This window comes from Ligilactobacillus hayakitensis DSM 18933 = JCM 14209 (assembly GCF_000615845.1).
Classification (GTDB): domain Bacteria; phylum Bacillota; class Bacilli; order Lactobacillales; family Lactobacillaceae; genus Ligilactobacillus; species Ligilactobacillus hayakitensis.
This window is the reverse complement of the sequence record NZ_BAML01000016.1, coordinates 1-12,722: the sequence shown is the minus strand read 5'-3', so window position 1 is coordinate 12,722 and position 12,722 is coordinate 1. Positions and strand designations below refer to the sequence as shown.

Below are 12,722 nucleotides of genomic sequence, written 5' to 3'. Positions count from 1 at the left end.
ACTATCCTAAAAATTTATAATTATCCAAAAAAGAAAGTGTTTACATCTTGATTTATTTCGTATTTTAGGTAAAATATATATTGTCGTTTAAAATGAAAGCGGTATATAAGAGAGACTATGAGGTGGAAAAATTGAATATTCTTATTGCTTTAATTCCCGCTATTGGTTGGGGGATTTTCCCACTTATTGCTAGCAAGACTGGCGGTAATCCAAGTAACCAAATTTTGGGAACAGGTTTAGGTGCAACTTTAGTTGGATTGTTGGTATTTATTTTTACAAAACCAGCAATGGACATGCAAAGTTTCATCATTGCATTTATTGCAGGTGCATTATGGACAATTGGTCAATTAGGTCAATTTGTTTCAATGCGTCCAGAACGTATGGGTGTTACAACTACAATGCCTATTTCAACAGGTTTACAATTAGTTGGTAACTCAATTATCGGGATGTTATTTTTGGGTGACTGGAAAGGTGTCCAAGCTAAAACATTAGGTATCATTGCTTTAGCAATCGTTGTTTTAGGGGTTATTTTAACAGCAAAAACAGACGATCGTGATGGTGGTACAGCTTCAGTTAAAGATGTGTTATTCCTTGGAGTAACAACAATTGGTTACTGGGTATATAGTTCATTCCCTAACTTACCACAAGTTAAGGAAGTATCACCACAATCATTATTCTTACCTGAAACTTTAGGGATTTTATGTGGTGCTTCATTATATGTGTTATTCTCAAAACAAGCTAAGGAATTTTCTGCTAAATCAACTTGGTTAGGTATGATTCCTGGTGCTGCTTGGGGAATTGCAGCTTATGCATACATCTTCTCAGCACAAGCAAACGGATCAACTACTGCCTTTATCTTTACACAATTATGTGTATTGATTTCAACAATCGGTGGTATGGTATTCTTACACGAAAAGAAAACTGCAACAGAATTGAAATTTACAATCGCTGGTTTAGCACTTATCGTTATCGGTAGTGTAATGACTGGTTTTATCTAAACATTATTAAATCTAAGCTCGTTTATACGGGCTTAGATTTTTTTGTTATAATAGGGATATTATAATCAATATTTGGGGGATTAAAAATGAGTAATAAGATGACCATGGAAGCATATAAATCATCCTTGTTGAGTCATCATCATATGCCAATACCATGGCATAACTTTACAAGTGATCAAGAAAAATCAGCTAAAACAGCATCATTAAAAGAAAAAGCAACTTTAGTTGGAAGAGTTGGATTGATGTTGCTATCTTATGGAACGGGAGCTTGGCGTGTACGAAAATCAATGAATGAGATTGCCCGTGAATTTGACCTAGCATGTTCTGCCGATGTGGGATTATTATCCTTGGAATATACATGTATTGATAAGCAAGGAAATAGTTATACTCAAGCTTTGGCACTCGGGTCAACGGGGGTTAATACGGATAAATTGGCGGAAATGGAACAATTGGTTGATGACTTCAAAAATGGCGGCTCGGCAGTTTCGATTGAAAGAATCCATAATATATTAGATGAAATTCAAAAAAAATCAGGGAATTACTCCGCAACCCTTGTTGGATTTGCAGCCGCATTTGCATGTAGCGCCTTTGTATTTTTACTTGGTGGAGGTCCGATTGAAATGCTTGGTTCCTTTGTTGGGGCCGGAATTGGGAATTTTATCCGCAAAAAAATGCTTGAAAAGAAATTAACCTTATTCGCTTGCATTGCGGTGAGTGTGGCTTGTGCGTGCCTATCATATACGTTGGTCTTTCGCGCATTAGAAATAGCATTTCATATTTCATCACAACACCAAGCCGGCTATATCGGGGCAATGTTGTTTGTCATCCCGGGATTTCCCTTTATTACTAGTGGATTAGATATTGCTAAATCCGATATGCGTTCAGGACTAGAACGCTTAGCGCATGCGATTACGATTATTGGCGTTGCTACGCTAGTCGGTTGGGTGGTTGCTTTAATTGTTAATTTGACTCCAGAAAATTTTGTACCCCAAAATTTAAGTTTAGGGTTAATGATTATTTTACGTTTACTAGCAAGTTTTGTGGGGGTATTTGGATTTTCAATGATGTTTAATAGTACCGTTAAGATGGCGATGATTGCTGGATTTATCGGAGCAATTGCTAATACGGTGCGCTTGGAATTGGTTGATTTAACTAATATTCCTGCCGGAGCTGCAGCGTTTATTGGTGCTTTTATTGCCGGAATACTCGCGGAATTTGGTAAAGGTTATCCGCGTATTTCATTGACAGTCCCTGCGATTGTAATCATGGTTCCGGGATTATACATGTATCGTGCGGTATATAACATCGGAATGACTTCTTTAAGTGATGGAAGTTTATGGTTAACAAAAGCGGCATTAATAGTAATGTTTTTACCATTGGGATTAATTGCAGCGCGAATCCTTACAGATAAAAAATGGCGGCATTGTGATTAAGGAAGGTGACTTAAATGTTAGTCGTAAAACCAATTAAGACTAAGTCTTCGGATTTTAAGGCAATTAAACGCGTATATGAGGAAGTTTTCCCTAAAGTGGAACAATTACCCCTCTGGTTTTTAAAAATGCGTGCTAATCAAAATAAAGCGGAATTTTGCAGTCTTTATCACAATGATCAATGGGTAGGGTTCTTTTATACGGTTTTAAGTAAAAAAATCGCGTATGTGTTTTTCTTAGCGATTGATCCAAAATTTCAAGCAAAAGGCTTTGGCAGTCAAGCACTTACAGCGATTAAAGAACGTTATGCTGATCGAATTATCGGTTTAAGTGCGGAACGACCAGGAAAATTGGCCCCCAATAATGAACAAAGAATTCGCCGACAAAAATTCTATGCACGAAATGGCTTTACCAAGTCAGGTTTTATTAGTATTGAAAAAGGCGGCGTAAATTATGATTTCTTGAGTCCAAATGAAAAGGTGAAGGCGCAGTTGTATCCAGAATTGATGCATCGCTTTATGAAGGGGCGTCAAGCTTATTATTTACCGATAAAAGTAAAAGAAGTTAATGAATAAAAGAAAAACTAGAGCAAAATTTGAGCTCTAGTTTTTTATTTAGCAAATTTTAAAATTCGTGGAGTAATTAAGCAAATTACCAAAATTTTGATAATTCCGGGAATGATAAAGGGGATGATGCCTACGCTAATAGCGGTTGTTAAGGATAATTTAGATAAAAACATCATCCAAAGACCACCAAATACTAATTGGACTGTTGCGCCTAAAAGGTTAGTTAAAAAAATGGTGATAGGGGTAGGTTTAAAAAAACGTAAACTACCAGCAGTAATAATAACATATAGGAAAAAGCCCACAAGATATCCGCCAACAGGACTATAAAAAACGCCGATTCCCGCTTTGAAATTGGAAAAAACTGGTAAACCAACTAATCCCATAAGTAGATAAGTCAAGATTACAAGCAACGCGTTTTTTAAAGGTAAAATAGTTGCGATTATCCCTACCGCTAAAGTTTGGAGGGTAAAAGGAATTATTGGGAGTGGAATTGTTAGTTGAGAACAAATAATTAAGAGCGCAAGTAAGATTGCGGACTGAGTTAATTTATTGGTTGAATAAGACATATGTAACCTCTTATTAATTTATAATTAGATTTAGTCTAAGTTTAGAATTCTCTACTTACATTGTCAACTAAATTTTCTAAAAAGGTTAACAATGATAGCAAAAAAAGAAGGAATGAAATGTCATCCCTTCTTGGAGTATTAATTAGTAAATAACAACTGGTTCGTTTTCAGTAATGTTGTCGTAAACCATATTTACTTGTGATGGACGAATGTTGATACATCCGTGTGATCCATTACTTAAGTATGCGGTTGAACTCCAGTTTGAACGCCAACTTGCATCGTGGAATCCACAACCATCAAGTGTAAATGGAGCCCAACGACTTACAGGACTTGCATAAGCACTGTTATCAGCGTTACGACCACGTAAAACCGTATTTGTTTGCTTGTACATTACATAGTAAAGACCTTTTGGTGTGTTGTAGTAACCATCATTAGTCCCAGAAACAATATTGATAGAAGCGACTTGTTTACCGTTACGATATACCCAAACATGTTGTTGTGCCAACGAAATTTCAACATAGTTGTCACCGATACCGTTGTTTGATGTAACGGAATAGCCAGTTCCTTTAGTGTTGTAACCTTCACCATAAGTGTCGTCTTTGGCATCGACACTAGATTTCTTTTCTTTAAAAGCAGTTGTGATTGTTTTAGCGGCTTTCTTTTCACTCAAAGCCCAACCGTAGGATCCTTTTTCTAAGGTAATGTTATTTCCATTTGTTGTATGGAATTTTAAGTTTTTGTTTAGAGTTCCTTGTGCTTTGTTAATAGCAGCGATTTTTTTATTTAACTTTTCAGTATTAAAGCTAAATTTACCATCTTTAATAGTTGCTGAATTAATTACATCAGCAGCTGCTAATTGGTAAGTCTTATCTTGAACTTTGTAATCAATTTTTTGTTTAGAAAGTTCACTTAACTTAGCCTTATCAGTTGCGATTTTTTTACTATCAGCACTTAATGGTTGAACATACGCAGTAGATAATTTGATTTGGTTGTCGTTTAATTGAGAATCATATTCCTTCATGATTTTATCAATATCATATAAATTTCCTTTTTTAGCGTTAACAACACTCACTTTACCATCTTTTAATTGGGCATAAGCATCAACTGGAGCAGTGCGTGTTTCATTAGCACTGGCTAATTTAGCTTGAACGGCATTTTTAAGCGTTGTTTTACGATAGTTATTTTCATTTGTGCCATTAATTTGGTAGTTGATATCCTTTGAACTTGGAAAGAAGCTAAATTGTTTTGAAAATACTTGTTTAACATCTGTTTCAGATACTTGACTTGCCTCTGATACTTTTTCTTGTCCTTTAAAGATAAGTTTGTTATCCAAGTAAACAGAGTTGTTTAATGGAGTACTTTGGACTTTTTGTGTTGCTTTTTTTACTGAAAGTCCGCCGACGTTTACCCCATTAATTTGTACATTTTTATTAAAATGTGTATTTTGGTAAAAATATGATCCACCACACGCTAATAAGATGGCACCAATTCCTGCGACAGACCATGTCATTGTTTTGTTAATTGTAATCACCCCAAAAAATTATTAATTTTAATTTTCATAAATATAATTCTCATTTCTTTAATAACTATAATCGAAAAAAAGCGAAAAAACAATAAAAATCGCTTATTTAAAGTAAATATTTCGATAAATATTGAACACTAATAAATTGATTTAAACTTGACCAATAAGAATATTAGGATAAAGTAGATATAAAAGGATAAAAGGGAGGAGATAACTAGTGAAAAAAAGACAAATAAATGCTTTAACCCTGGCATTATTACTAGCGAATATTATGGCTGGCTTAGATGGAACAATTATCAATACCGCTTTACCAGCAATAATCGCTGATTTAAAGGGAATTGAATATATGGGCTGGAGCATTGCCTTATTCTTATTTGGAATGTCAGTTTCAACGCCACTTTGGAGTAAGTTTGGTGAAAAAATGGGGAACAAATTCGCCTTCAATGCGTCCTTATTACTGTTTGTAATTAGTTCAGCCTTAGGTGGTTTAGCAAAGAGTATGCCTTTTTTTGTATTTGCGCGTGGCTTAATGGGGATTGGTGCCGGAGGAATGGGAGCTCTTCCTTATATTATGTTGGGTTATGTATTTACCAATATTAAGCAACGAACGAAAGTCTTAGGCTATTTAGCCGGGGGCTTTAGTGCAGCGGCGATTGCTGGTCCCATAATCGGGGGTTGGATTGTTGATACATTTTCTTGGAAATGGGTATTTTATATCAATATTCCAATTGGCTTGGCGTCAATGTTATTAATTGGATTATTTTATCAAGAACAACGCCAGTTAGATAAAGGTCCGTTTGATTTATTAGGATCAATTTTCTTAGTCGTTGGTTTGAGTATGATTTTATTTGCCTTACAGATGTTGGGATTAATGAACAACTGGGTATTATTAGTTGTATTTATCCTTGGAATCATTATTATGACCGCATTCGTAAGGTATGAGATTAAACAAAAAGATCCATTAATTAATATGGAATTATTTAAAAATAAAACTTTAGTTGGGGATTATATATTGTTCTCTTTAGCTTGGGGAGCTTTTATTGGAATTAATATCTATCTTCCAATGTGGGCTCAAGGCTTATTAGGTGTAAGTGCCCTTATTGGGGGGATGGCATTGATTCCTAACTCGATTACAGATTTAATCGGCGCCCAGGTAGTATCTTTTTTCCAAGCACGGTGGAAAAACTATCAGTTATTGGTGCTAGGAATTACATGTATCGGCATTTCAATTTTTGGATTAATGTTGACAAGCGTTAATATTTCTTATCCGATGTTGATGTTCTTAGGAGCTTTTTCTGGATTTGGAGTCGGTTTTATTTTTGTTTTGCTTCAAGTTAAGGTTCAAATTGATGTTGACCAAAACGATATGGCAGTTGCAACATCATTAAGTTATTTAATTCGAATCTTAGCCCAAACATTTATGTCAGCAATTTATGGAGTCGTGATGAATTTATCATTGATGCATATCATTAAACAAAGTGGCGGTAAAGTAACTTTAGAAATGATGAATAAATTAAGTGATGCACAAGCCGTTGGATCATTACCGCAAAAATTATTGCCCCAAATGCGGACATATCTGCATTTTGGATTGCATAACATTATGTTAACCGCCTTAGTTTTAATTGTTTTAGCTTATATTACGAATTATTACTTCAATAAAAAATCAAAATAATTATGGAAACGCCATTTGTGATTACGTGAAAATCATAGATGGCTTTTTTGATTTTAAGAAAAAACCAAGATTTTTTTTACAAGAATTTAGAAAGGATACGATAAGATAGGGTAATAGTGAAAATGCTTACAAAAAAGAGGTGTAATTTCGTGGAAAAGTGGAAAAAACAAATAATGGTAGGGGTTTTTATTTTACAGGCTTTAATGGGAATAATTGGTTTTATGCTCCGTTTTTGTCCGCAGGGGCAAATAAGTCAGTGGTTATTTAGATATTTTATGTCGCCGATCGGGCATATAAATGTCTTTTTTGTAGTAATCTATTTTATATTAACGAGTATTTTTTCAATTTGGATTGTATCCATGACGCCGACGGTTGCTGAATCAATGATTGTGCATCAAGGAAAAAATTTGCGTGTCCGCGTGGACAAGACAATGGTTGAGGATTCTTTGAAACAACAATTATATGAAAATTCAGGGTTAGATAGCTTCGATGTTGAAGTTAAAGTTATTCCAAATTGCGCAAAAGCAAATGTAAAAATTAAAGGAGTCTGCGCGCAAAACATGCCTGTGTATAAAGTCAAAGATAAAATTGATAGAAAAATCGAAGGGCATTTAAAAACAACTTTAGGAATCGCTTTGGGAAACTTAGAAGTAAGTGTTAAACCATTTCCTAGCTAAAAAAAGCTCGCCAAAAGGCGAGCTTTTTTTTATTTAACATTAACTTCTTTAAAGTTATATTGGATACCTGCGGTGTTGTATACAAGTCCCTTAACATTTTTATTCATCATTGTAGCTTGTGATAATTGATACAATGGCACGACACCTTGGTTTTGGCTTAAGACTTTAGAAGCTTGAACCATATCATCCCAACGCTTAGCAGGATTACCGGCATCAGTTGTTTTAGAAGCTTTAATTAATTTATCATATTCTTCGTTGCTCCACTTACCGTAGTTTTGAGCATTATCTGAAGTAAATAAATCTAAGAAACTGATTGGATCTGAGAAGTCTGCCCCCCAACCTGAAAGGATTAAATCAAATTTACCTTCTTGAGCACGAGAGATACGATTCTTCATTGGAACATTGAGAACTTTTACTTTAAGACCTTTAAGGTTAGTTTGAAGTTGACTTTGAAGATATTCTGTTACGTTTTTAGCAACATCAGTATCGTCGCCAACTAAAGTAATTGATGGGTTTTTAACCCCAGCTTCTTTAAGACCCTCTACCCAGAGTTTTTGGGCTTTTTTGGCATCGTAAGAAACGCCTTCTTTTGTCTTAGCAGCATCAGCGAAATCCTTACCATCATATTTCATTAAGCCTTTAGAAACAATTCCTTCTGGAGCAAGAGAACCATTTCCTAAAACGTGATCAACCAATTGTTTTCTGTTTACTGCATAAGAAACAGCTTGGCGAACTTTTTCATTCTTAAAGAGTTTGTTATTTTCGTTTAATTCAAGGTAGTTCATGCGACCTTGTTCTCGTGAAACAAATTCAGGTTTGTTCTTAAGTTGTTTTGCTTGTTCTGAGTTTAGGTAAGTTGAATCAAGCTTTCCACTTTGGAAAAGATTGTATGAAGTTGAAGTACTCTTGTTAACTTGGAAGTTAGCTTCACTTAACTTAACATTTTTCTTATCCCAGTATGATTTATTTTTAACAAGTTTCCAACTTAAGTTTGAGCCATTCCAGTCCTTTAATTGGAAAGGACCATTGTAAACTGTATATTTTGCTTGAGTACCGTATTTCTTACCATACTTCTTAACAGCATTTTCATTTTGAGGGAAGAAGATAGTGAATCCCATTAATTTTTTAAAATAAGGGACTTGATGTTCAAGACTAACAACTAACTTGTAATCACCATCTGCTTTAACCCCTAGTTCAGAGAGGGGCTTTTCTCCTTTATTAACAGCTTCGGCATTTTTAACTCCATTAAATAAATATGCATATTCGGAACCAGTCTTAGGATTAACTGTTCGTTGCCATGAATAAACAAAGTCTTTGGCAGTCACAGGATCACCGTTTGACCATTTAGCATTTTTTCGAAGTGTAAAGGTATATGTAAGTCCGTCATCAGATACTTCGGTCTTTTCAGCAATACCTGGAGTCACCTCGCTATTATTTCCTAAACGATAAAGTCCTTCCATGCTACTTCCAAGCATATCAGAACTAACAGTGTCCAAAACTTTTGACACATCTAATGTTTGTAATTCAGTTGGTTCACTCCAGTTTAATACTGAAGAAGCTTGTGCTTTATTTGGGGTAAGGGCAACTAATGAAACACCACTAATCGCTAAAGTCACCCCTGTAAGTACTGATTTCTTTAAGTCCATAACCTTCACATCCTTTCGGTATATAAAATTTATTTAGTTTAACTAACGTTTTATATATTAAATTTCTGATGATAAAAAATCAAGTAAAAATTAAAATGATTTTAATCTAATTTTAATTTTTGGTAGATAGTATTAATTGTTTGTTGATATAAAGGCCTTTAGTTAGGGAAGAAAAATTAAAAAAATTGTAAAAATTTAATTTTAAGTATGAAAAAGAAAAATTTAAAGAAGCCAAAAGGGAGAAAAAATTCGTTACAGTTAATAACGCGTTTCACGTGGAACATGAAAGAAAGGGGAGGGTAACATAGTAGATTTTGTTAGTAAAAACATGATAAAATGGTCAAAGAAATTGAGAAAAAGAGAGGATTTTAATAATGGCATTACCACAATTAGATTTAGATAATGTAAAAGGTCCAGTTGCGACAATTAAAACTAACCATGGAGATATTGTAATTAAGTTATTCCCAGATCAAGCACCTAAAACAGTGGCAAACTTTGTAGGATTAGCTAAGCAAGGATATTATGATTCAGTAATTTTCCACCGTGTAATCAGTGATTTCATGATTCAAGGTGGCGACCCAACAGGAACAGGGATGGGTGGTCAAAGTATCTATGGAGAATCATTTGAAGATGAATTTTCAAATGATTTATTTAATATCCGTGGTGCTTTATCAATGGCTAACGCTGGTCCAAATACGAACGGAAGTCAATTCTTTATCGTTCAAAATCAAAATGTCCCAGCTGATTTAGCAGGCCAAATGGAAGCAGCGGGTTATCCAAAAGATATTATTGAAGCTTACCAAAAGGGTGGTACACCTTGGTAGATCATAGACATACTGTTTTTGGTCAAGTTCAATCAGGAATGAATGTTGTTGATGAAATCGCCAACGTCAAAAAAGATATGGCTGACAAGCCACTTAATGATGTTATGATTGAAGCAGTTGAAATTCAAGACTAGTATAATAGAACAAAGAAAAAGACATGCCACTATAGCATGTCTTTTTTCATGTTAACACAATGTATATAACGGTAATTAATAAGGCAGGAAGCATGTTTGAAACTTTAATTTTTTGATTAAGTAACATGTTAACTCCGATAAGGACAATTAATGAATTTCCAACTAAAGATATAGCATTGAGCATTTTGGTCGTCATTAATGGCTTAATAAAAACTGCCAATAAAGTTATGCCACCTTCGAAAACAAAAATCGGAAGGGCAGCAAAGCTACAACCAATCCCGTAAGTTGTTGCGAATAATAAAACCACAATAAAATCAATTAATGATTTTGTAATTAAAATTGAAGGATCCTGATTGAGTCCGTCTTGAAGACTTCCGACAATCGCCATGGCCCCAACGCAAACAGTTAAAGATGAAAGAATAAAGCCCTCGCTAAATTTTGAATTATTTGTTTTAGAAAATTTTGATTGTAAAAAATTACCAAAATTGATAAATTTTTGATCAATATCAAGTAGTTCTCCAATAATAGTTCCTAAAGAAAGTGAGATAATCAACATTATTTCTCCAGTAGTTGAGATATGATTATTTGAAATAATAAGCATTTTACTTAATGTTCCGGAAATTCCAATAAATATAACTCCAAGACCGATAGCTTTAAGCACTGTGTTTTGGATTTTCGTAGGAATGAGGCGTTGGAAAACATATCCTAAAATTCCGCCCAAAATAACCGCAAATGTATTAATGATTGTTCCAATTCCGACCATGTAATGCCCCTTTTTGATAATTTTGGATATAATTCTACTTTAAAACCGAATATTAATCAAGAAGAGTAGGAAAACGTGGGGAAATAAGTGTATAAGTATTGCAATATATAATATTTAGTGTTAATCTTTAAATGTAGTCAAACTGTAGGAGGTTGTACTTATGTTAAAATTAATTTATAAACAATTTAAAAAAATGAATACAACCACCACCTCAATCACAGCTTAAGGTTGATTGAGGGATTTTGGCATACAAAAAATAGATGTTAATTAGACAAGCTAACCTTAATCAGCACAAACTCGCAGTTGAGTTAAGTTGAGATGGTTGGCTTTTTAATTACAGAAAGGTAGGGACTCTTTTTTTAGCTAACTATTTCAACTATTATAAATAGGTAGCTATGTAAGAAATGGGGATTTTTTATGAAGGAAAAAGAGAATAAAATAAATGGTGGACTGAATCGGACGTTAACATCAGGCCAAATGGAAATGATTGCGCTTGGTGGAACAATTGGGGTTGGATTATTTATGGGTTCAACTTCAACGATTAAATGGACAGGACCATCAGTGTTGCTGGCATATGCGTTTGTAGGAGTATTGCTTTATGCAGTTATGCGTGCCTTAGGGGAAATGATTTACATCACTCCAGGAACCGGTTCGTTTGCTGATTACGCAACAGAGTACATCCATCCGTTAGCTGGATACCTTACAAAATGGAGTAATATTTTCCAATATATTGTTGTGGGGATCAGTGAAGTTATTGCGGTAACAGAGTATTTGAATTACTGGTGGCCCAACTTACCTGATTGGATATCGGGAATTGTTGTAATTGTGATGTTAACCTTAGCTAATTTGGCTTCTGCTAAAGCATATGGAACATTAGAATTTTGGTTTGCAATGATTAAAGTAGTAACAATTGTCTTGATGATTATCCTAGGATTATTAGTTATCTTCTTAGGTTTAGGTAACCACTGGCATCCAATTGGTTTATCAAATCTTTGGTCACACGGTGGATTTTTCACAGGTGGCTTTAAAGGATTTATGTTCTCCCTTTCAATTATTGTTGGTTCATATCAAGGAATTGAATTATTAGGGATTACTGCTGGGGAAGCTAACAATCCCAAACATGCAATTGTGGCTTCAGTTAAGTCAATTGTATGGCGAATTTTAATCTTCTATATTGGGGCAATTTTTGTAATTGTTTCAATTTATCCTTGGAACCAATTAAATGCTGTGGGTTCACCATTCGTGGAAACATTTGCGAAAGTAGGGATTACAGGGGCTGCTGGAATCATTAACTTCGTTGTTTTAACTGCTGCGATGTCAGGTGCTAACTCAGGTATCTACAGTTCAAGTCGGATGTTATTTAAGATGTCAATGGACAAAGAAGTACCTGGTATCTTTGGTAAATTATCAAAGCATGTTGTTCCAAACGTTGCGATTGTAACAATTTCGTTAGGAATTTTAATTGGATTTATTTTAAACGTGATTTTAACAACTGTAAGCAAATCAACAGAAAGCTTATTCGTAATCGTATATAGTTCAAGTGTATTACCTGGATTAGTACCTTGGTTTGTAATTTTAGTTTCAGAGTTACGTTTTAGAAAGCAAAATAAAGACTTGCTAAAAGATCATCCATTCAAGATGCCATTTTTCCCATATGTTAACTATTTAGCAATTATTGCTTTAGTTATCATTGTATTATTTATGTTTATTAATCCAGATACACAAATTTCAGTAACGGTTGGATTAGTATATTTAATTGTTTTATCTATTATTTTTATAGTTAAGAATAAGAAGAAAGTTAAATAATAAAGTGTAAAGGTTTGAGAAATTTCTCAAACCTTTTTTATTTTTAAAAAAAAGTGATATTTTTTTAAAAAAATAAAAAATATATTTTTTATTATAAAAAATTATTAAGATATACCCC

The 12,722-nt window shown here is 34.1% G+C and carries 10 protein-coding genes and 1 pseudogene; 7 read left to right on the top strand and 4 right to left on the bottom strand.

Annotation, left to right across the window (positions count from 1 at the left end):
* The first annotated feature begins 131 nt into the window (after positions 1 to 131).
* The 3 genes from JCM14209_RS05580 to JCM14209_RS05570 all read left to right on the top strand — a co-directional run bounded on the left by JCM14209_RS05580 (position 132) and on the right by JCM14209_RS05570 (position 3,003).
* Entirely contained in the window at positions 132 to 998 is an 867-nt protein-coding gene (locus JCM14209_RS05580; RefSeq protein ID WP_025022571.1) for a GRP family sugar transporter, read from the top strand.
* Positions 999 to 1,084: 86 nt separating this feature from the next.
* Positions 1,085 to 2,431 (top strand): threonine/serine exporter family protein, encoded by a 1,347-nt coding sequence (locus JCM14209_RS05575; RefSeq protein ID WP_035520031.1) that lies wholly within the window; start codon positions 1,085 to 1,087, stop codon positions 2,429 to 2,431.
* Between the two features lie 14 nt (positions 2,432 to 2,445).
* Complete coding sequence (locus JCM14209_RS05570; protein WP_025022569.1) at positions 2,446 to 3,003, top strand: GNAT family N-acetyltransferase; 558 nt, start codon at positions 2,446 to 2,448, stop codon at positions 3,001 to 3,003.
* Between the two features lie 35 nt (positions 3,004 to 3,038).
* Here JCM14209_RS05570 and JCM14209_RS05565 read toward each other — a convergent pair whose 3' ends face one another.
* Both JCM14209_RS05565 and JCM14209_RS05560 read right to left on the bottom strand, forming a co-directional pair.
* Positions 3,039 to 3,560 (bottom strand): biotin transporter BioY, encoded by a 522-nt coding sequence (locus JCM14209_RS05565; RefSeq protein ID WP_025022568.1) that lies wholly within the window; start codon positions 3,558 to 3,560, stop codon positions 3,039 to 3,041.
* A gap of 142 nt (positions 3,561 to 3,702) precedes the next feature.
* Positions 3,703 to 5,091 carry a L,D-transpeptidase family protein gene (locus JCM14209_RS05560; protein WP_025022567.1) on the bottom strand — a complete coding sequence of 463 codons (1,389 nt, stop codon included), beginning with the start codon at positions 5,089 to 5,091 and terminating at the stop codon, positions 3,703 to 3,705.
* 208 nt (positions 5,092 to 5,299) lie between these two features.
* On the opposite strand from JCM14209_RS05560, the gene JCM14209_RS05555 reads away from it, so the two are divergent.
* Together JCM14209_RS05555 and amaP are read left to right on the top strand one after the other, a co-directional pair.
* Entirely contained in the window at positions 5,300 to 6,754 is a 1,455-nt protein-coding gene (locus JCM14209_RS05555) for an MFS transporter (protein WP_025022566.1), read from the top strand.
* 149 nt (positions 6,755 to 6,903) lie between these two features.
* Positions 6,904 to 7,431 carry an alkaline shock response membrane anchor protein AmaP gene (gene amaP / locus JCM14209_RS05550; RefSeq protein ID WP_025022565.1) on the top strand — a complete coding sequence of 176 codons (528 nt, stop codon included), beginning with the start codon at positions 6,904 to 6,906 and terminating at the stop codon, positions 7,429 to 7,431.
* A 29-nt stretch (positions 7,432 to 7,460) separates the two neighbouring features.
* On the opposite strand, the gene JCM14209_RS05545 is transcribed toward amaP, so the two are convergent.
* Positions 7,461 to 9,077 carry a peptide ABC transporter substrate-binding protein gene (locus JCM14209_RS05545; RefSeq protein ID WP_025022564.1) on the bottom strand — a complete coding sequence of 539 codons (1,617 nt, stop codon included), beginning with the start codon at positions 9,075 to 9,077 and terminating at the stop codon, positions 7,461 to 7,463.
* Between the two features lie 374 nt (positions 9,078 to 9,451).
* Between JCM14209_RS05545 and JCM14209_RS09190 the strand changes: the two are divergent.
* Positions 9,452 to 10,035 (top strand): annotated as a pseudogene (locus JCM14209_RS09190) (peptidylprolyl isomerase).
* Positions 10,036 to 10,081: 46 nt separating this feature from the next.
* Here the strand turns inward: JCM14209_RS09190 and JCM14209_RS05535 are convergent.
* Entirely contained in the window at positions 10,082 to 10,798 is a 717-nt protein-coding gene (locus JCM14209_RS05535) for a DUF554 domain-containing protein (protein WP_025022563.1), read from the bottom strand.
* 417 nt (positions 10,799 to 11,215) lie between these two features.
* On the opposite strand from JCM14209_RS05535, the gene JCM14209_RS05530 reads away from it, so the two are divergent.
* Positions 11,216 to 12,604 (top strand): amino acid permease, encoded by a 1,389-nt coding sequence (locus JCM14209_RS05530; RefSeq protein ID WP_025022562.1) that lies wholly within the window; start codon positions 11,216 to 11,218, stop codon positions 12,602 to 12,604.
* Positions 12,605 to 12,722: the final 118 nt, after the last annotated feature.